Below are 19159 nucleotides of genomic sequence, written 5' to 3' on the forward strand. Positions count from 1 at the left end.
TTTTTAGAGATAAAAAAGGACAAGTAGCCAATCTGACTACTTGTCCTTGCTGTTTATGTGTACTCAATAAAATTAAGCTTGGAATGCTTCTGTTAATACTGGTACGATTTGTTTTTTACGAGATACAACACCTTTTAATGTAGCTGTGTTGTTTTCTAGTGATACGTTGTATGCTTTCTCAACTACGTTTGCTGCTTTACCGATCGCAAGACCGACAGAATCGTTAGTTAAGATATCAGTTACAACGAATAAGAATAGGTCTAAACCTTTTTCTTCTACTACTGCAGAGATTACTTTTTCAAGTTCCGCTTGGTGTACAAGAACGTCGTTTGTATCAACAGCGTTTACTTGTGCGATTTCAACTTTCGCATTACCCATTTGGAATTCTTTAGCGTCAAGAGAGATTAATTGCTCCATTGTTTTTCCGCTTAAGTCAGCACCAGCTTTTAACATTTCTAAGCCGTAGCTATCAGCATCTACACTAGCGATTTCCGCTAATTCACGAGCAGCTGCTACGTCTTGTTCTGTGCAAGTTGGAGATTTGAATAGTAAAGAATCTGAAATAATTGCAGATAACATTAAACCTGCAACTTCTTTACGAATTGTAACGCCATTTTCTTTGTACATTTTGTTTAAGATTGTAGCTGTACATCCCACTGGCTCACAACGATAGTATATAGGATCGCTTGTTTCAAAGTTAGCAATACGGTGATGGTCAATAACTTCTAACACACGAACTGATTCGATATCGTTAGCACTTTGTTGACGCTCGTTATGGTCAACTAAAATAACGTTGTCCACTTCGCTTGCTACTGTCTCAACAAAACGCGGTCCTTCTACTTTAAAATAGTCTAACGCAAATTGAGTTTCACCGCTGATTTCGCCTAAACGTACAGGCTCAGCATTCATTCCTAATTCTTTTTTCAATTCTGCATAAGCAATTGCAGAACAAATTGCATCTGTATCTGGGTTTTTATGCCCGAAAACTAGTACTTTTTCCATGTTTTCCACCTCTTCATGAAAAGGATATCTTAAAGAAGCAAATATGACAATATTTAAAGCATATTTTTTTATAAATAATTGCACTTTCTTCTATATTTTTCATCATTTTCATAAAAAAAATCATCTAAAATGAATTAGATGATCGAAATATATGTTTCAATTAAAATAGTGTAGGAGTTTGCACTACATTGTTAAAAGCGAAATTTGAAGCTAAGCCATTATTCACAAGGTTTACATCTATAACTTGATAAAACGCATTTCCAGTGTCTGCAATTTCCCAAACAGCTAAAATAAGATGGTATCCACTACGGTCAGTTGGTACATTTGCTTCGTGCGTTACTGTTGTCCCCGGTCTAGCTCCACCGTCATTTTTCACATAGAATGGCACTAAATCTAAATCTGATCGCGTTAAAGGTTTATTTGGATTCCAACCTTTTTTCGTAATATAATATTTCCACTCTTTCGTACTATGAGGAGCCGTTAGTTTCCACTTGAATGTATTCGTCCCGCCATTTAACGTAACTTTCTTCCACCTATCTACAGTTTGAACATCTAAAGCGGGAAAGTGACCAGCCCCTGCAATTTGTCCATCAGAAGGTCCTAGTTGCGGAAATCCACCTATCCCTTCTACACTTTGTGGTTCATATTGAATTGGTCCACAATTTACATTTACCCCTTGCTTACATAAATAAGATCGGCTCGCTGGTGATTCTACATATCCATGAGCTGAAGCCTTTTCTGAAAATCCAAATGTTAATAATCCCGTAAGTAATACGCCACCACTTAAAATAACTTTCTTCATCTTTTGTAAACTATTCTTTTTCATTCTTTCATCCCCTTCCGATAATAAAGCGAAAACAACTATAGTTGGCTAGTCATCTTCTCTACATTTATTATAAGACGAGAATCATTACTAAAAGAACCCTCTAAAAACTTTCTCAAATTCATTTAGTGCGTTAAATGGATTATATCAATAAATTTATTTAACACCGCCAGAAAAATATAGACGGTGTTAAAATAGTTTCTTATTATTCAGTATGATAACCTTTTAATCACAATTTATATGCATTTATAATAAAGAACCGTAGCATCTAACTTTCCATTCGGAGAAATTGCATACCCTGGTATTGTTCCAACTTCTTGGTAGTCTAGTGATTTGTACAATTTATTGGAAGGATCTCCTTCTCTAGTATCTAATACTAAAAGAGACCTGTTTTCTTCCTTCGCTCGTTCCTCTGCTTTTTGCATAAGCAATCGTCCAATACCGTTACGTCTAAAGTTTGGATGAGTCATTAATTTGCAAATCTCGGCTCTATGAATTCCGTTTGGCTTTGTAACTAATTGTAATTGAATACTCCCTGCTACTTCGTTGTTTATTTTAGCCACATACAATATCACTTCTGGCGCTAATACTGTTTGCCAATACTTTGTTGCGTCTTTTTGTTCCAGTGGAGGCAAAAAACCAATTGATGCCCCATCATTTACAACCGTTTTCAAAAGTTTCGAAAGTTCTTCCATATCATTTTCTAGTTGCTTAATTTCTTCAATTACTAAATTTCGCATTACTTTTCCCCCTTTTGTTTCATTGTAACAATTTTTAAAGAAGGAATAATGAAATAATAAGATGAATTTATTTAGGATATGATTTTTTTAGTGAAAGGATAACTATATGAAATATATATTAGATAGAACATATGCAAAAGAATTACTCGAATGGGCATATGAACAAAACCCCGGCCCTTGGTTTGGACATTCAATACATGTTGCTCATGCAACTGAAAACATAATTATAGAGCTTATCAAAAAAGGGTATGACCTAGACGCTGACATAGCATATAACGCTGCCCTTTTGCATGATATCGGAAGATACAAAGGTTTTACCAAATCGGTCATTCATTCCTATGATGGTTATATGTATATGAATGATTTAGGATATACAGGAAACGCCATTATTTGTGTGACACACTCATTTCCCTGTAAAAATGAACATATAGATATCGCAGCGGAATGGAATCTCGTTCCTGACCATATGAAAAGCCGCTTAGTTGCAATATTGAATGAACATAGTAACTACGACTTATATAATAAAGTAATTACTCTTTGTGACGCTCTTGCTGACGCAGATGGCTTTACTACGCTGGAAAGAAGATTAATTTCAGTTGGTTTGCGTCATGGTACAACATCTCATACATCTTTACATTGGAAAGGTTTTTATGCAATTAAGCAAGAATTAGAAGTTTTAATCGGTAAGAGTATATACACAGTTCTTCCTGATGTAGAAACATCTATTTATAAAGATATGAAATATTAAAGTGAATACAAACTGAAAACGATAAAATTTGTATGTGTGTTTCTAAAAGACTCTTTCAAAAGTGGAGGGATTTCTTATTAGTAAAATAGGATTTGACTTGATAAACCTTGAGGCGAATTTTGATTTTGGATATGAAGATATAAAAGAGATTTCTATGAGATGTAAATTTTCTAACTGTTCACATACAAACGAACCATACTGCGCGGTTAAAAGAGCTATCTCTGACAGAGCTCTTTCTGAAGAAGTAGTAAACAGTTACTATAGAGATTTTCATGAAGCACATTATGTTTCTAAACAGAAAAACAAAACAAAAGCTATTGATTATATGAAACAATTGAAGCTTTTTACAAAACCTTAAAATTAAATAAATAGTTGTTATTTCTCATTCTTACTAAATTTGAAATTCTTCCTTTATTGTATAACCATAAATTGAACCCATCCTAGATAATTTTTATACTCAAATTTAATTTCACATAAAAAACGTTTTAAACATAAAGTTTAAAACGTTTTTCTATTCAATGCTTTTGATTTTTCAGTTCTGTTAAACATTCTTGTACTAAAGTTACCGCTTGACTCATCGCAGCTCCGCCAGCAAATGCTGCTGAAACACCACATGCTTCCAGAATCTCTTTATCCGAACATCCTTGATCAAGACAACCTTTTGTATGATAAATTGTACAATACTCATCTTGCGTTGCTAAACTAATTCCTAATGCAATAAGTTGTTTTTCTCTTTTTGTTAAAGTACCCTCTTGAAAACAAGCTTGCGTGAACGCATTATATGTCTCAGCGATTTCAGGAATTTGATTTGTAAAACTACCTATACCTTCTTTATAATGGTGTAGAATATCATTTATCGAACTATGTTGCTCATGTTCCATCTTATTCCCTCCAGTCATTTTATCCATACCTATTGTAGTATGTGATGAAATGAAGGCAATATACCCCTTTAAAATTAAGAATTTTCAGTTAATTTAGGTTATAATTTTAAATTATCATCTACTATAACTTTTTCTCTAGAACTTTTCCTTTCAACCTCTTTACTTCTTTCTTCCCAAAATGTTAATCCTTCAATCCCTACATTTTTAGGATCAAATACTGGATCTTTCCCTTCTTTTTTCTGCGTTTCATAGTCTTTTAACACTTTTAATGCGATTTTACTTAATAATAGAATCGCGATTAAGTTTAACCATGCCATACTACCAATTCCTAAATCTCCAAGATTCCATAAAAGCGACGCTGATTCAACACTACCGATGTAAACCATAATTAAAAATCCAAATTTTAAAACTGGTTTTAACCAGCCATACTTCAATTGACGATCTAAATAAGTAAGTGTTGTTTCAGCGATATAGTAGTAAGCGAGTAACGTTGTAAATGCAAAAAAGAAAATCGCAATTGAAATAAATATTGGACCAAACCCTGTCATCACAGTTTCAACTGCTTGTTGCGTATAAATTGGACCTGCTTCCACATTTCCTATGTTTTTTACAATAGCGCTTTTCCCTTCAGGTATAACATTATACATACCTGTAATTAATATCATAAGAGCTGTCGCTGTACATACGACAATTGTATCGATATATACGGAAAACGCTTGAACTAATCCTTGTTTTGCAGGATGCGATACTTCAGCAGCCGCCGAACTATACGTCGCTTCTCCGACACCAGCAACGTTTGAAAATACAGCGCGTTTGACGCCCCATGCAATAGCTGCACCAACAATTCCACCAAACATTTCATTTACACCAAATGCGCTAGAGAAAATTAAAGCAAACATACTTGGAATATCCGATACATTCGCAATTAATATGATACATGTAACAATTACATAGCCAATTTCCATAAATGGAACAAGCATTTGAGAAACGCCAGCAATTCTCTTTACACCACCAAAAATAATTGCTGCTAGTAACACGACTAAAAATATACCAGTTATATATTTGTTAATACCATTAGAGTTTTCAAATCCAACTGCGATACTACTAGATTGAATACCTGGTAATAACACGCCATATGAAAGTGTTACAACTACCGCTACAATGACTGCAAACCATTTCATTTTTAAACCTTTCTCAATGAAATATGGAGTACCGCCGCGATATTCATTCCCTACTTTACTTTTGTATACTTGAGATAATGTTGATTCAACAAACGCGCTCGCTGCCCCTAACAAAGCCATTACCCACATCCAAAATACAGCTCCAGGCCCGCCGAAAGCGATTGCTGTCGCTACCCCTGCGATATTACCAATTCCAACTCTTCCTGATAAGGCTAAACAAAATGCCTGAAAAGATGATATTCCCGTCTCTGAACTCTTTCCTTCAAATAATAGTTTAATCATCTCTTTAAAATAACGAATTTGCAAAAAGCGTGTTGCAATCGTGAAATATACGCCTGCCCCTAATGCAAAAACAACTAAACCGATACTCCACACTTGCCCTACTAACCATTCTACTAAATTCTCCATCCAAATCCCCCTTATCATTCTTTTGAAAAACAATTTTGTATATAAGAAAACGGACAACTATTATCAAACTTTCTAGTTGTCCGCATCTTTCATTATTTCATCCCTCAATTTTTGTCAGTAAAACGCCCTATTACTTTATATTTACCCAAACACTTTTCACTTCTGTATAATTGTCAAGCGCATATGAACCTAATTCGCGGCCAATACCAGATTGTTTGTATCCACCAAATGGTGCAGCTGCATTTTCTAAGTTATAATCATTAATCCACACTGTTCCTGCTTTTAATTTATTTGCCACTTGATGACCCGTTTTGATATTTTGCGTCCATACACCCGCAGCAAGACCATAGGATGAGTTGTTCGCTCGTTCAATTACTTCTTCTGTCGAATCAAATGGAAGTACAACAACAACTGGTCCAAATATTTCTTCCTTAACGATTGTCATATCGTCTGTAACGTCTGTGAATACAGTTGGCTTAACGAAATAACCTTTTTCAAGCGCACGTTCGCCACCAGCCGCAACTGTAGCACCTTCTTTCTTCCCTTGCTCAATGTAATTTAACACACGCTCTTGTTGTTTCTTAGATACGAGTGGACCCATCTCCGTTCCTTTCTCCATACCTGCTCCAAGTTTTACGTTGTTCGCCATTTTCACAAGTGCATCTACTACAGTTTCATAATGTTTACGATGAACAAATACACGTGATCCTGCGCTACAATTTTGACCGTGATTATACATAATACCTTGGAATGCACCATTAATTGCTTCTTCCAAGTCCGCATCTTCTAAAATGATATTTGGTGATTTGCCGCCAAGCTCTAACGTTACATGCTTAATCATTTCTGCAGACTGACGCATAATATACTTTCCTGTAACAGTAGATCCTGTAAAAGCAACTTTATCAATGTCATGATGATTTACAATTGCCGCTCCTGCTTCAGGACCAAAGCCTGGTACAAAGTTTACAACACCGTTTGGAAATCCAGCCTCTTTAAAGAGTTTTGCTGTATATAGTAAGGATAAAGGTGTTTGCTCTGCTGGTTTTAATACGATCGTACAACCTGTCGCCAGTGCAGCTCCCATTTTCCAAGAAGACATAACGAGCGGAAAGTTCCACGGAATAATCTGACCTACAACACCTACAGGTTCATGTCTCGTATAGTTTAAGTAATCTTTTGAAATCGGGATTGTTTGCCCAATAATTTTTGTAGCCCATCCTGCGTAATAACGATAATTTTCTACAGTCGCTGAAATATCATCCTCAAGTGCTACTTGATACGGCTTCCCATTATCTAAAGCTTCTAATTGCGCTAACTCTTCTCTATGTTCTTCAATTAAATCTGCTAATTTATAAATAAGATGCGCTCTTTCAGCAGTAGTCATTTCTGCCCACGGACCAGATTCAAATGCAGATCTTGCTGCTTTTACTGCAGCATCAATATCCTCTTCTTGCGCTTCACATACGACTGCTAGAACATCTTCTGTTGCTGGATTGTACGTTTCAAACGTCTTTCCGCCAATAGCAGAAACAAATTCGCCATTAATAAACATTTTAATTTCTTCATTTAAAAACGCTTCCACTTTTGGTTTCAGCTCAATATTTGTCTTTAACATTATGTTCTCCTCCTTATTTAAACAGCTGCATGAGCTGCAATATTTGATAAAATCGTTTGAAGCTTTTGATCTTCGTTAACAGTTAATCCTAGTCTTGGATAGCGAGAAGGTCCTCCCGCTTGCCCATGTAATTCCATGGAACGTTTAACGATTTGAACATATTTCCCTGACCCTTCAAGAAACTCGCAAAGTGGTAAAATAGCATCGTTTATTTCCCATGCTTTTTCTAATTCACCATTTTGAAAATGCTCATACATTTTTGTAACGAGACCAGGAACGATATTTCCTGCTACTGAAACCCATCCCGAAGCACCAACTAAATATGATTCCATAACTAAATCTTCAGAACCACAGAAGACTTGGAAAGCCCCTTCACTTTGTCTTACTAAATCTCTCGCTTTTCGAATATCTCCGCTAGATTCTTTAATATGTGTAACATTTTCACACTCTTTTCCAATACGGAGCATTAGCTCTGTACTCATATCAACACCAGAAGTAAATGGATTATTGTATAACATAATTGGTATATTTACAGAGTTTGAGATTTCTTTAAAATGAAAATAAATCTCCTCTTCCTTCGGTTTACAATAGTAAGAGTTTATAATTAATGCACAATCCGCTCCGTGTGCTTCTGCATGTTTCGTATATTCAATTGTTTCTTTCGTCGTCTCTGCTGCAGTTCCAACAATGACTGGAATACGGCCATCAATTTCTTTCAACACGGTTTCTACCATTTTAAATCGTTCTTCTTTTGATAAACTTACAAACTCTCCTGTACTTCCATTAATGATGACACCTGCAACCTTTTGTTCGATAAAGTAATTTACATTTTGTTTTACCCCATCCCAATTAATTTCCTGAAATTCATCCATCGGTGTTATTAATACTGGAAATGCCCCTTTAATTTTTTGCATATTTATCTCTCCCTATCACATTTTATTTTAATAAGAAACCTGCCGGAAACGGATCCGTAGGGTCTAATAGAAACGTCTGCATCCCTGTAATAAATCCTCTACTTTCAAAACGGAAAATGTATCCTAGTTCCTCCTTCTTCACTTTTTCCACAGTTATAAAACTATTAAATATACTTTCATTTTTAAAAGGTTGATCCGCCATATAATCATTTTTAAATAATGCATGAACATAGGAAACAATAGTAGAAACAAACCCCGGTGAACGAACAATAAAATTATTTTCATGAAATGTAATCGATTTTATATGGTTTTCCTCTTTATTTAAGGAATCTATTAATATAAGTCTTTTTATAAGTAGTTCCTTTTTTATAGCTTGAAGCGTAGCTTCTCCCCATTTTTTTAATTCAGAAATATTTTCCATACAGATTTCTGGTGAATACGTATCCTTTTCTACTACTGCATATACTTTATCTGCCTGTATGAGAGAGTAAGTGATATTACCACTCTTTAAATTTTCCTCAATCATATAGCATAATTTGCTTTCAAACGAAACAGATATAACTTCATCATTCTCTACATACGCATGAACTAAAAATATTCCAGATAACGTTTCAATTTTATATTGATTGGACTCTCTCTTTTTTAAATACCCACTTTCGAGTAACATCGTTATTACCGCAACAATGCCCCCATAATGAAGCGGAATCGAACCTTCATGATTAAAAAATAATACAGCTGCATCTACTTCATTATGGATAGATGGAACGACAATACACCCATTCAAACCAATAAAACCACGTGGTTCATTTAATAAAAGCTTCATCTCTTCTGCTAATTCACCTGAAAATTGTTCATTTAATTGCTCCAAACTGTAGTAGTATTTGCATGGTACGTCCTTCATTACACGAAATGCCTCGCCATTTACATGTACGTCTACTGCTGTATACATTTTTTGAATGTTCATTTTATATCCTCCGTTTCATGTTCCATCGGCGGAATTAGCAAAAATCCTTCTTTGAGTGGATCCATTTCATTGTAAAAAAATTTATGCATACCCATAAGCCAAGCTGATCCCGTAATTTTCGTTATGACAGCTTCAATATTTTCAACATGTGTCGTATTCATGACATATCCTTTAAATAAAGAACCAACGATACTCTCATGAATGAACTCTTCACCAATTTTGATTTCTTTCTGAGCGTATAATACAGCTAGCTTCGCAGATGTTCCTGTACCGCATGGGGATCGATCTATTCCGCCTGGTGGTACAACAACTGTATTTTTCACATGCGCACATTCATGAGTAGCATCTGTATAAAATTCAACATGTGTTAATCCTCTTATAAACGAATACTCTGGATGAGTAATTTCAAACTTCTCATTAATTGTGTTTCTTATATGAATCGCCTTATCGATGATTGTAGATGCATTTTCTGGTACTAATTCTAGACCTACTGACTTCGCATCAATAATGGCATAAAAATTCCCTCCATACGCAATATCAGCCTCTACAGTTCCAATGTCTTTGACGTGTACAGTAATATTTTTCAATAAAAAAGCTGGTATGTTACAGAAAGATACCTCTTTTGCTTTTCCATCTTGAACAGCAATATCTACTTCCACTAAGCCAGCCGGGGTATCTAGTTTTAAAGAAGTAATCGGTTCAACTACTGGAATTAAACCTGATTCAACTAACGCTGTACATACACCGATTGTATCGTGACCGCACATCGGTAAGTATCCACCTGTCTCTATGTATATAACACCTATATCAGCCTCAGGATGACACGGGTCTGTTAATAATGCCCCTGACATTACATCATGACCACGCGGTTCATTCATTAACAATTTTCGAATCCAATCATATTCCTTTTTCATATGTAACATCTTCTCTGCCATCGTCTCTCCAATCAACTTTGGAAGTCCGCTAATTAATGTCCTCGTTGGATTCCCGCCCGTATGTGTATCAATAGTCGTAAAGACTCTTTGTGACCTCATCCGTTTAACACCCTTTCTGTAAAACGACTCAAACGAAGTGGTTCAATAGGAATAATTGTCTCTTTTTCATTTAATAACTCTTCAATTACTTTCCCAGTAACTGCTGCAAGACTAATCCCATCACCTTCATGTCCTGCGGCAATGAAATAATTCGGAATATGTTCCACTCGTGAAATAATCGGCAAATGATCTTCTGTCCACGGACGTAAACCAGCGTAAGAACGTATTACCATCATATCTGCCATTTTCGGATAAAAGCGAATTGCTCTATTTGCGATACATTTAATGACTTCATTGTTTATCCTCGTATGAAACCCTACAAATTCACGGCTACTTCCAATTAAGAAATTTTGACTTTCAGTAGGCTCAAATACGAGCGCAACCCCGTATTTTTCAGTTAAAGCATCTACTTTTCGTTTTCCGCCAAATTTAGAAATTAAATAACCGAATTCCATTACTTTACGGCACCCTACGTGTTGTTGCCTTGAAGCTACAATAATATGCCCTTTTCTCGGTTCAATTGGTATATTTATATCCAACATCTGTCCAATCTTAGTAGCCCATACACCGGCTGCATTTACAACTTGTTTTGCTGTAAAAGTACCATTTGTAGTTTCTACAACAAATGAACCATTCGTCTCTATTTTCATACTCTTTACTTCGGTCTGCTTAAAGGCTTTTGCGCCAAACTTTTGTGCCTCTGACAGAAGCGAGAAAGCAAGGAGATATGGATTCACAGTTGAATCCGTCGCACATTCTAAACCTCCTAATAAATCATCAGCAAAAAAAGGCGACTCTTCTCTTATATCTTGCCTATCAAGCATTCGAAACGGTAATCCAGCTTCTTTTTGCCGATTTACCCATTGCTGCGCAGCTTCCATCTCTTCGTCTGACTCACATACGAGAATACTTCCTGGTGCCCTATATTCAAATGAATGCTCTAATTTTTCACTTAAATCAGTTACTAATTTTTGACTTACTAAAGACATTTGACTATCAAATCCCGGATCTTTATCAATGGCCAAAATATTCCCATCACACCGTGAAGACGTCCCGCTGACAAATTCTCCTTTTTCAATGATTGTTACGTCTCTTCCGTATTTTGAAGTGTAATAAGCGATAGAACACCCTATTATTCCACCACCTATAATTAAAACGTCGCAGTGCCTCACAATATACTCCTCCTTTCCCTAAACCTCTCACTTTCTTTTATGCAATTGACGTGCCAATTCTTCATATATACAATTTCCATAAACAATATTTTTATTTGTAAAAATAATTCAAATTTATAGTAAATAGGTGTATTATTTTTTTATCACTGTCAAAATTTTTATACATAACGGGAGGGCATTATGGCATTTTCATTTCCGACTATACAAGAGTTTTTGGAACGTGTTTTAATCGATCATACATGTAGCCTTAATCACATTAAGCAAGTAAACGAAAAGTTTTATTATCTCCCTTCTACTACAGAAGAATATAATTGCACCATTATTTATGTAGATGACTCATTCACTGCATTAATTGACGCTTTTTCTTATGAATTAGCTGTTATCATCCTTAACGAAAACGATGAGCCGATATGCTGTATAACTTCTCAGCAAATGATTCCATTTCTTTATAAGTCCTACAATGAACTACAGGCATTTTATGACACCGTAATAGAAACAACTGACTCTTCTGTTACAGTCATTGATAGTAAAGAATGCGTTCGAACTTGGACAGATGGTGCTGAAAAAATATTTTCAGTCAACCATAATGAAATTATTGGGCAACCGATTACTCGTTTTTTTGATTATAAAGACTTGGAAATTTTACAATCTTTACATGATGGAAAAAGCATAGTCGCTCAGTTCCATCAGCCTCGTCCCGATTTATTCGTATTAATTAATTCAAATCCAGTTTATTGTAATGATGAAATTATAGGAGCAGTCGTTTCAGAAACAGATGTTACAAATCAAGTCGCTTTAAATGAAAAACTATTTAATATGTCACATGAAATGCACCGTTTAGAACAAGAAGTGGCAAAGTATAAAGATGAATCCGATCCATTTCTTGCGATGAATGGAAAAAGTCCTGTTATACAAAGAACAATACAATTAGCTAGAAAAGTTTGTTCGGTGAAATCAACTGTTTTAATACTTGGGGAAAGCGGAGTTGGAAAAGAAGTATTTGCGAAAGCAATTCATGAAGCAAGTGAAGCAGTGAAGGCGCCTTTCATTTCGATTAACTGCGGGGCAATTCCAGAAGCGTTATTTGAAAGTGAATTATTCGGTTACGAGCGTGGGGCGTTTTCTGGAGCTAATAGTAAAGGGAAAAAAGGTAAAATTGAACTCGCACAAGGCGGTACTTTATTCCTCGATGAGATTGGCGAAATGCCGCTCGATATGCAAGTAAAACTGTTACGTGTACTACAAGAACGAAAGTATTACCGAGTTGGCGGAGAAAAAGAAATTAATATTGATTTTCGCATTATCGCTGCTACAAATCGGGATTTACAAGAAGAAATGAGAAAAGGAACTTTCCGAGAAGATTTATATTATCGTTTAAATGTAGTTAGCCTGCATATTCCACCGCTGCGTGAAAGACGAGAGGATATTATCGAACTCACATACTCATTCTTAAACGATTTTTCAATCAACTATAACAGACCAATTCGTGATTTACCTTCAAGCATTATGCATGAACTGCTTCATTACAATTGGCCAGGTAATATTCGCGAACTTCGAAACGTTGTTGAACGACTTGTGGTATTTGCGACAGACGGAATTATAAAACAAGAATATTTACCATTTCATACAACCGAAAATTTAGACAATCATACAGCTCATTCCCTATTACTCAGCAACAATAATACAATCCTTTCTTTACAAGAAGAGATGGATGAGCATGAGAAAAAAGTTATTGAAAGGGCTTTACGAATTTTAAATGGCAATAAATTAGAATGTGCAAAACAACTTGGCGTAACAAGGGCTACTTTATATAACCGTTTAAAAAAACTTGGACTTCAATAAAGAAGCAGTATGCACCGATTAGGCGTTTACAGGTAGCTCTCTCTCCCTCCTCTATATTGGCATGATTTTTGCATATATAATTTGTGCAAACCGAACTAGAGGAGGAATACATATGACAAATAAAAACAACTTAATCGTTTGTCGTTGTGAAGAGGTTACATACGGACAACTTCAATCGACAATTGCTGAATATAACTGCTCGGCAAGAGAATTAAAACTAAGAACACGTGCTGGCATGGGATTTTGCGGCGGTCGTACATGCAGAATAATGATAGATCGAATGATTGAAAATGCGAAGCCTGGCGTAACTCTTAATGAACTACCGTTAAAATATCAACCACCAATACGTGCAGTTACTTTTGGATCGGTAGGTGAAAGTAAATGAGTAGAATTACACATCACCCTATTTTAGGTACTTTACAAAGTAGTGAGCGTATTACTTTTCAATTTAACGGTCATCAATACGAAGCATATGAACATGAAACGATAGCTGCTGCCCTGTTAGCAAATGAAATACGGACATTAAGAGTTCATGAAGATAGCGGGACACCGCGAGGTATTTATTGTAATATCGGGCACTGTTCCGAATGCCGCGTGACAGTAAACAATCAAACAAATGTACGCGCATGCTTAACTGTTGTAGAAGAAAACATGGTTGTTGAAAGCGGGAAACAGCATCCGAATATCGTGAGAGAGATGGTGAAAAAACGATGAGTGATGTAATTATTATCGGTGCAGGGCCAGCGGGATTATCTGCTTCTATCTCTTGTGCTCGTTTCGGACTAAAAGTGCTCGTTATTGATGAATTTATGAAGCCGGGCGGGAGATTGTTAGGACAGTTGCATCAAGAGCCTACTGGAGAATGGTGGAACGGAATAGAAGAATCGAAGCGACTTCATGAAGAAGCAGAATCACTTTCAGTACATATCAGGTGCGGTGTGTCGGTCTATAATTTAGATAAAGATGAAAACAATTGGTTTGTACATACTAATATCGGTACGTTAGAAGCGCCATTCGTACTACTTGCTACTGGTGCTGCGGAATATTCTATTCCCCTTCCAGGCTGGACACTTCCAGGAGTGATGTCAATTGGAGCAGCTCAAGTTATGACAAATGTTCATCGCGTGCAAGTTGGAAAAAAAGGAATCATTATTGGTGCTAACATTTTGTCTTTCGCCATTTTAAGTGAATTGCAATTAGCGGGAATTAAAGTAGATCATATTGTACTCCCTGAAAAAAGCGAGTTAAGTCAAAAAGCTGGTGAACCTGAAGAAGTTTTAAACTCTCTTTTAAATGCAGCACAACTCGCTCCTTCTGCTATTTTACGAATAGGTAGCCACTTTATGAAATATGATTGGATTCGAAAAGCTGGATTAACATTCTATCCAAACAGCGGAATGAAAATAAACGGAACGCCACTTCACCTTCGGAAAGCAGCTCTTGAAATTATCGGAACAGATCAAGTTGAAGGTGTACGTATTGCTAATATTGACTCTAAAGGAAATGTTATTAATGGATCAGAGAAAATATATGAAGCAGATTTTGTTTGTATTGCCGGGGGATTATATCCACTTGCCGAACTTGCAGCTGTAGCTGGTTGTCCCTTCCATTACATTTCAGAATTAGGCGGACATGTTCCTCTCCATTCCGAAACAATGGAAACCCCTCTTCCTGGTTTATTTGTAGCTGGCAATATTACAGGCATTGAAAGCGGAAAAATTGCGATGGCGCAAGGAACAGTTGCAGGTCTATCAATTGCTAAATACGCAGGTGAAAAACATGATATAGTCGACCAACAATTATATCACGCCATTCAAAACGTTCACTCTGTTCGTCAAAAAGCTGCAATTCAGTTTAATCCGATGGTAGATATCGGTAGACGAAAGATGAATGAAATTTGGCGTGATTATTCTTCTACATATGCACATACTAAAAAGAGCTGCTGAGATTATTCTCAACAGCTCTTTTCTCTACTCATCCGAGTTATTAAATTTCGCTAATGCGTAAATACCTTCTTCATCATCTAATTCAAGTTGTAATCTCGCTGCGAATGAATTGACATTATATTCTCTGTCAAGCAATAAGCGTAATGCTTCGATTAAGTTTGCTTGAATTAAAATTTGCTGGCGACCATTTACCTCTACTTCCGCAGAGAAACCGTAGTCATCGTCATACATGAGTTCAACTAACACTTCTTCTGGACCCACTTGTCTTTTTTCAGCTATATATACGCAAAGCGCATTTATTAATTCTTGTTCAGAAATTTTTATTGTTTCCATGCTACTTCATCTGCCTTCTTCTTACGTTGGTCTTTGAAGTATTTAAATGCACGAACTGCTAACATTACGATACCAGCCATTACTAACATATTTACCATAAACGCTAATACAGAACCAAGAGCTCCCATATTTGCAAATAAGCTACCCATTAGTAAACCACCAAGACCACCTAGTAATAAACCTTTCATAAAGCTTCCTTTATTACTTTTTGGTGCTGTGTTTGTTGCTTTCGTTTTTGAATCTGGAGTCGTTTTTTGAGAATTTACATTTGAGTCTTTTTTGTTTAAATCAACTTTTGACTTTTGACCTGAACTTGGTGTAAATGATTTTTTACCAGATTTGTAACTTTTCGCTGCTGCATGATCTACGAACATAAAGCTGCTAGCCCCAAAGATAACCATGAATGCTGTCATTACTGCTACAAGTTTTTTCAACATATTATATCCATTCTCCTTTTATATAGATATATGTGAAATCTATCTTTCTAGTAAATTCAGAATGATAGATTTGTTTTTAAGAACATTTTAAAGGTTCTTATGAACTTATTATATGAACTTTTGTCGAAATATGCAAGTATTATTTACTTTCAACAGTTTGGTGACAAAGGAAAAATTAAGCAAAACAGAATTGACTTTAAATGAAACAAAACATATTATAAGTTCATAAGAACTTTTTATTATTTTGGAGGTGAAAAGATGGAAACATTTCATCTCACACGAAACGAAATGGCTACCCTTCTTCTATCACTAAGAGGATGGAATACGAAAAAGCCTCTCGGTATTTTACAAGAAGCTTGGGCAAAGTCACATAAAAAAGATATTGAAAGCGGACAAAGCGTTACAGCTTTTATTACTACCGCACTTTCACCTATTTTTGAAAAGCTGATTAAAATTGACGATACTGATGTCGGTTTTTCTTTAAATGAAATAGTTGCGCTTGGCAATCAGATTGAAAACACAAGTTTCTCTGTAACTGCTATGCAAAACTGGGTGAAACGAGATATAAAAGAAATGATTGGCTCTCCTCAAAAAGGGAAAAAATATTCGATTGAACAAGCAGCCTTACTGTTCATTGTCGAAGATTTAAAAACAGCACTTGATTTTGAATCAATTCGTAAGCTATTACGCCTTATCGTTAATGACCCAGCCGATCGAAGTGATGATTTAATCAATCCTGTTCATTTATATGTAGCATACTCTTCTCTATTTGAAGAACTCAATCAAGGGAATTGCTTACAACTAAATGCAACAGATACAGTTCATACAATTGAAAACATCGTAAAAGAAAAAGCTGATAAAATCGCAAGCAAGTTCGATCAAATTAATAACGAACAACGCGAAGCAATTCGTAACGCTATTATTATTGCGACCCTTTCTGTACATACCGCTTATGTACAAATGTTAGCAAAACGTTACGTAACAGCAACGTTATTTTTACAGAACTTAGATGTGAAGCCTTAAAAAATAGGAGCAGAAATGCTTCTATTTTTTTATAACGGAAACAAGCAAGCATCTGTTCCAAATATACAACAAATGCTTGCTTGATTTATTTAAATTTAAGTTTCATTTCATATAAAGCCGTAGTATTACGCATATCTACAAGTAGTGTCATTTAAGGTTCCATATATCCCTCTAACCCTCATTACATTCAGAATTAACTTTTTTTACCGTGCTATTTTCTCATTCTTAATTCTATGCATATCATACACTTTCACTTCATTCTCTATATATGATTTTACTTTTTTAAATTCAGCTTTCTCATAACAACGAATTGCCCTTTTGTTATCTTCCCTTACCTGTAATACAACTGCTTGTATATCGGAATCTAAAAACGATTTACTTATGAAATACTTTGTAATTTCTGTTCCAAGTCCTTTTGAATATAAATTCGAAACGCCAATAAGAATAGAGTATTCCATCACATAGGTATCATCATATTTCGTCTTTTTTAATCCGACTCTTCCTATTACTTCATCTCCCACTATTATTACATGATAACTTGCATAAGACCGCGCTAATTTTTTAGTCCAATACTCCCGAAGTTCTTCTATTGTATATCGCTTAAATGGTTTCACATCTGCTATGTTATGTAATTCTTCGTCGTTATACCATTCTAATATAATTGGTAAATCATCCAATTCTAGAAGACGTTCTTCCCAGTTCACATTTCCACCCCATCTATTTTATGTTTTCAAACCAATTTAAAAAGAATATGCATATTCTTTTTTAGGTAATCTCACTATCTGTTGAATAAAAGGGGATTTTTCTACAATATCCTCTAACTGCCCCTCACTATAAACGTAAATACCACCTACATATGAACTGTACGCCTTTTTCTCAGTTATTATCGCTAAATTGTTATTTTCCTTTTTAAAATCACCCTCCACTCCTTTTTGAAATGATAAACTTTTAGTTGGTGAAACATAAAGTTGAATTAAAGATACTATTTCAACATCATCTGATTTTGCAAAGCACTGTATTTCATTTAAAATTATTTCATCTTGTAACGGAAGAAAGTCTTCTACTTCTAACTTCTCTCCTTTATGAAAAAAGTTTTGAAGTTCAGGAGTATAGAACGAAAGATTTTTCTCCTCTATCATTTTAAAAATTGTTTGCAGCAATATGTCTTTTCCTATCACAAACGGGTGGCCAAATCCATTATTGTAAAGCCCCTCTTTCATTTTCATTAATTGTTCGATGAAGGGGATTCCCGATTCTTCAATAACAAGTTTACCGTCAATTAAACGCATGTTAGCAATCAATTCTTCTATCTGTAAACCTTCTAATTCAAGCGATGAGTAATATAAATCTCTATTCCAAAAATCTAATTGATCCATTCCTAATGAATTAAATAAGAGCTCATCTATAATCGGAAAAACTCCATCTTCTGTTAAAACTTTCGTTACATCACCTATTAATCCAGTTGTTTGATTTAAAATCGTACGTATTTCTTCGTCCTCTTGAATGATTCGTACCGTCCACTCACCATGATCTTCACCCGATATTTGCTGAAAACAATGTGAATATGGCCCATGTCCAACATCGTGTAAAAGGGCTACAGTAGATACTAGCTTTCGTTCATATTTCGATAAATGTATGTCACCAATCTCAGTAAGATGTTCTATCACTTTATTTACTAGCACATATACACCTATCGAATGTTCTTCCCTCGTATGTATTGCGTTCTCATGTAAAAGATAAGTATGTCCTTGTTGTTTAATATTCGCCAACCTTTGAAATGCTTTTGTATCTATCAATCGAAGGATATCTCTATCACGAATAAAGATTGGTCCATAAATCGGATCTGTAATATACATACGTTCTCCTCCTATTTTTGTAAATGAAAGACCTATGCCATTATACTTAATTTTCAGTCTATTATCATTGATATATGAGAAATTTTTAATAATCTTTTCATTAACCCTTCATGAAAACGCGGCTTATATCCTTTACTATAATACTTATGAGAGACATAAAAGAATTGAAATAGCAATCCCCTATGTAAATAAGGTATAATCTACATATAGTGAACCTTTTACGTTATTAAATAAAAGGTT

At 35.3% G+C, this 19159-nt stretch carries 21 protein-coding genes; 7 read left to right on the forward strand and 14 right to left on the reverse strand.

What is annotated here, in order from left to right; all coding sequences use genetic code 11:
* Window positions 1-72 precede the first annotated feature (72 nt).
* The 3 genes from ppaC to RT27_RS06895 all read right to left on the reverse strand — a co-directional run bounded on the left by ppaC (window position 73) and on the right by RT27_RS06895 (window position 2565).
* The gene (gene ppaC, locus RT27_RS06885; protein WP_029442553.1) at window positions 73-1002 is read right to left on the reverse strand and encodes a manganese-dependent inorganic pyrophosphatase; all 930 of its coding nucleotides are present in this window, start codon (window positions 1000-1002) and stop codon (window positions 73-75) included.
* A 160-nt stretch (window positions 1003-1162) separates the two neighbouring features.
* Complete coding sequence (locus tag RT27_RS06890) at window positions 1163-1828, reverse strand: lytic polysaccharide monooxygenase (RefSeq protein ID WP_016081274.1); 666 nt, start codon at window positions 1826-1828, stop codon at window positions 1163-1165.
* Window positions 1829-2061: 233 nt separating this feature from the next.
* Window positions 2062-2565, reverse strand: coding sequence for a GNAT family N-acetyltransferase (locus tag RT27_RS06895; protein WP_016081273.1), 504 nt, complete (start codon window positions 2563-2565; stop codon window positions 2062-2064).
* A gap of 106 nt (window positions 2566-2671) precedes the next feature.
* Here RT27_RS06895 and RT27_RS06900 point away from each other — a divergent pair, with 106 nt between their 5' ends.
* Together RT27_RS06900 and RT27_RS35710 are read left to right on the forward strand one after the other, a co-directional pair.
* Entirely contained in the window at window positions 2672-3313 is a 642-nt protein-coding gene (locus tag RT27_RS06900; RefSeq protein ID WP_043935642.1) for an HD domain-containing protein, read from the forward strand.
* A 61-nt stretch (window positions 3314-3374) separates the two neighbouring features.
* Window positions 3375-3671 carry a hypothetical protein gene (locus RT27_RS35710; RefSeq protein WP_224413438.1) on the forward strand — a complete coding sequence of 99 codons (297 nt, stop codon included), beginning with the start codon at window positions 3375-3377 and terminating at the stop codon, window positions 3669-3671.
* A 157-nt stretch (window positions 3672-3828) separates the two neighbouring features.
* Here RT27_RS35710 and RT27_RS06910 read toward each other — a convergent pair whose 3' ends face one another.
* The 7 genes from RT27_RS06910 to RT27_RS06940 all read right to left on the reverse strand — a co-directional run bounded on the left by RT27_RS06910 (window position 3829) and on the right by RT27_RS06940 (window position 11482).
* Window positions 3829-4221, reverse strand: coding sequence for a carboxymuconolactone decarboxylase family protein (locus tag RT27_RS06910; protein WP_172452194.1), 393 nt, complete (start codon window positions 4219-4221; stop codon window positions 3829-3831).
* Window positions 4222-4292: 71 nt separating this feature from the next.
* Complete coding sequence (locus RT27_RS06915; protein WP_043935644.1) at window positions 4293-5783, reverse strand: alanine/glycine:cation symporter family protein; 1491 nt, start codon at window positions 5781-5783, stop codon at window positions 4293-4295.
* A gap of 130 nt (window positions 5784-5913) precedes the next feature.
* Window positions 5914-7398, reverse strand: coding sequence for an aldehyde dehydrogenase family protein (locus RT27_RS06920; RefSeq protein ID WP_029442557.1), 1485 nt, complete (start codon window positions 7396-7398; stop codon window positions 5914-5916).
* 17 nt (window positions 7399-7415) lie between these two features.
* Window positions 7416-8312, reverse strand: coding sequence for a 4-hydroxy-tetrahydrodipicolinate synthase (gene dapA, locus RT27_RS06925; RefSeq protein ID WP_043935646.1), 897 nt, complete (start codon window positions 8310-8312; stop codon window positions 7416-7418).
* 22 nt (window positions 8313-8334) lie between these two features.
* Window positions 8335-9276 carry a proline racemase family protein gene (locus tag RT27_RS06930; protein WP_029442559.1) on the reverse strand — a complete coding sequence of 314 codons (942 nt, stop codon included), beginning with the start codon at window positions 9274-9276 and terminating at the stop codon, window positions 8335-8337.
* Complete coding sequence (locus tag RT27_RS06935; protein WP_016081265.1) at window positions 9273-10310, reverse strand: proline racemase family protein; 1038 nt, start codon at window positions 10308-10310, stop codon at window positions 9273-9275. The genes RT27_RS06930 and RT27_RS06935 overlap by 4 nt, the downstream gene beginning before the upstream one ends.
* Window positions 10307-11482, reverse strand: a complete 1176-nt coding sequence (locus RT27_RS06940) for an FAD-dependent oxidoreductase (RefSeq protein WP_029442560.1) — start codon at window positions 11480-11482, stop codon at window positions 10307-10309. Before RT27_RS06940 ends, RT27_RS06935 begins: the two co-directional genes overlap by 4 nt.
* Window positions 11483-11662: 180 nt before the next feature.
* Between RT27_RS06940 and RT27_RS06945 the strand changes: the two genes are divergently transcribed.
* From RT27_RS06945 to RT27_RS06960, 4 genes are all read left to right on the forward strand, one after another.
* Window positions 11663-13324: a sigma 54-interacting transcriptional regulator gene (locus RT27_RS06945; RefSeq protein WP_043935647.1), complete on the forward strand. Its 1662-nt coding sequence runs from the start codon at window positions 11663-11665 to the stop codon at window positions 13322-13324.
* A 112-nt stretch (window positions 13325-13436) separates the two neighbouring features.
* Entirely contained in the window at window positions 13437-13709 is a 273-nt protein-coding gene (locus RT27_RS06950) for a (2Fe-2S)-binding protein (protein ID WP_043935649.1), read from the forward strand.
* Complete coding sequence (locus tag RT27_RS06955) at window positions 13706-14038, forward strand: (2Fe-2S)-binding protein (protein WP_000087063.1); 333 nt, start codon at window positions 13706-13708, stop codon at window positions 14036-14038. Before RT27_RS06950 ends, RT27_RS06955 begins: the two co-directional genes overlap by 4 nt.
* Window positions 14035-15270, forward strand: coding sequence for an NAD(P)/FAD-dependent oxidoreductase (locus RT27_RS06960; RefSeq protein ID WP_043935651.1), 1236 nt, complete (start codon window positions 14035-14037; stop codon window positions 15268-15270). The genes RT27_RS06955 and RT27_RS06960 overlap by 4 nt, the downstream gene beginning before the upstream one ends.
* 24 nt (window positions 15271-15294) lie before the next feature.
* On the opposite strand, the gene RT27_RS06965 is transcribed toward RT27_RS06960, so the two are convergent.
* Complete coding sequence (locus RT27_RS06965) at window positions 15295-15603, reverse strand: YxcD family protein (protein WP_000447759.1); 309 nt, start codon at window positions 15601-15603, stop codon at window positions 15295-15297.
* Window positions 15591-16040 (reverse strand): hypothetical protein, encoded by a 450-nt coding sequence (locus RT27_RS06970; protein WP_000914478.1) that lies wholly within the window; start codon window positions 16038-16040, stop codon window positions 15591-15593. The genes RT27_RS06965 and RT27_RS06970 overlap by 13 nt, the downstream gene beginning before the upstream one ends.
* A 258-nt stretch (window positions 16041-16298) precedes the next feature.
* On the opposite strand from RT27_RS06970, the gene RT27_RS06975 reads away from it, so the two are divergent.
* Window positions 16299-17063 (forward strand): DUF1836 domain-containing protein, encoded by a 765-nt coding sequence (locus tag RT27_RS06975; RefSeq protein ID WP_000447231.1) that lies wholly within the window; start codon window positions 16299-16301, stop codon window positions 17061-17063.
* A gap of 203 nt (window positions 17064-17266) precedes the next feature.
* Here the strand turns inward: RT27_RS06975 and RT27_RS06980 are convergent, their stop codons facing one another.
* Window positions 17267-17767 (reverse strand): GNAT family protein, encoded by a 501-nt coding sequence (locus tag RT27_RS06980; protein ID WP_043935653.1) that lies wholly within the window; start codon window positions 17765-17767, stop codon window positions 17267-17269.
* Window positions 17768-17803: 36 nt separating this feature from the next.
* Entirely contained in the window at window positions 17804-18919 is a 1116-nt protein-coding gene (locus RT27_RS06985; protein ID WP_016081260.1) for an HD domain-containing protein, read from the reverse strand.
* Window positions 18920-19159: the final 240 nt, after the last annotated feature.

Source organism: Bacillus sp. L_1B0_5 (genome assembly GCF_000836715.1).
Classification (GTDB): Bacteria; Bacillota; Bacilli; order Bacillales; family Bacillaceae_G; genus Bacillus_A; species Bacillus_A thuringiensis_S.

Coding starts and splice junctions, on each gene's coding strand:
- RT27_RS06985 (WP_016081260.1), bottom strand. CDS start 18,919: ATGTATATTACAGATCCGATTTATGGACCAATCTTTATTCGTGATAGA.
- RT27_RS06955 (WP_000087063.1), top strand. CDS start 13,706: ATGAGTAGAATTACACATCACCCTATTTTAGGTACTTTACAAAGTAGT.
- RT27_RS06915 (WP_043935644.1), bottom strand. CDS start 5,783: ATGGAGAATTTAGTAGAATGGTTAGTAGGGCAAGTGTGGAGTATCGGT.
- RT27_RS06935 (WP_016081265.1), bottom strand. CDS start 10,310: ATGAGGTCACAAAGAGTCTTTACGACTATTGATACACATACGGGCGGG.
- RT27_RS06900 (WP_043935642.1), top strand. CDS start 2,672: ATGAAATATATATTAGATAGAACATATGCAAAAGAATTACTCGAATGG.
- RT27_RS06965 (WP_000447759.1), bottom strand. CDS start 15,603: ATGGAAACAATAAAAATTTCTGAACAAGAATTAATAAATGCGCTTTGC.
- RT27_RS06970 (WP_000914478.1), bottom strand. CDS start 16,040: ATGTTGAAAAAACTTGTAGCAGTAATGACAGCATTCATGGTTATCTTT.
- RT27_RS06920 (WP_029442557.1), bottom strand. CDS start 7,398: ATGTTAAAGACAAATATTGAGCTGAAACCAAAAGTGGAAGCGTTTTTA.
- RT27_RS06975 (WP_000447231.1), top strand. CDS start 16,299: ATGGAAACATTTCATCTCACACGAAACGAAATGGCTACCCTTCTTCTA.
- ppaC (WP_029442553.1), bottom strand. CDS start 1,002: ATGGAAAAAGTACTAGTTTTCGGGCATAAAAACCCAGATACAGATGCA.
- RT27_RS06950 (WP_043935649.1), top strand. CDS start 13,437: ATGACAAATAAAAACAACTTAATCGTTTGTCGTTGTGAAGAGGTTACA.
- dapA (WP_043935646.1), bottom strand. CDS start 8,312: ATGCAAAAAATTAAAGGGGCATTTCCAGTATTAATAACACCGATGGAT.
- RT27_RS06910 (WP_172452194.1), bottom strand. CDS start 4,221: ATGGATAAAATGACTGGAGGGAATAAGATGGAACATGAGCAACATAGT.
- RT27_RS06895 (WP_016081273.1), bottom strand. CDS start 2,565: ATGCGAAATTTAGTAATTGAAGAAATTAAGCAACTAGAAAATGATATG.
- RT27_RS06960 (WP_043935651.1), top strand. CDS start 14,035: ATGAGTGATGTAATTATTATCGGTGCAGGGCCAGCGGGATTATCTGCT.
- RT27_RS06930 (WP_029442559.1), bottom strand. CDS start 9,276: ATGAACATTCAAAAAATGTATACAGCAGTAGACGTACATGTAAATGGC.
- RT27_RS06890 (WP_016081274.1), bottom strand. CDS start 1,828: ATGAAAAAGAATAGTTTACAAAAGATGAAGAAAGTTATTTTAAGTGGT.
- RT27_RS06945 (WP_043935647.1), top strand. CDS start 11,663: ATGGCATTTTCATTTCCGACTATACAAGAGTTTTTGGAACGTGTTTTA.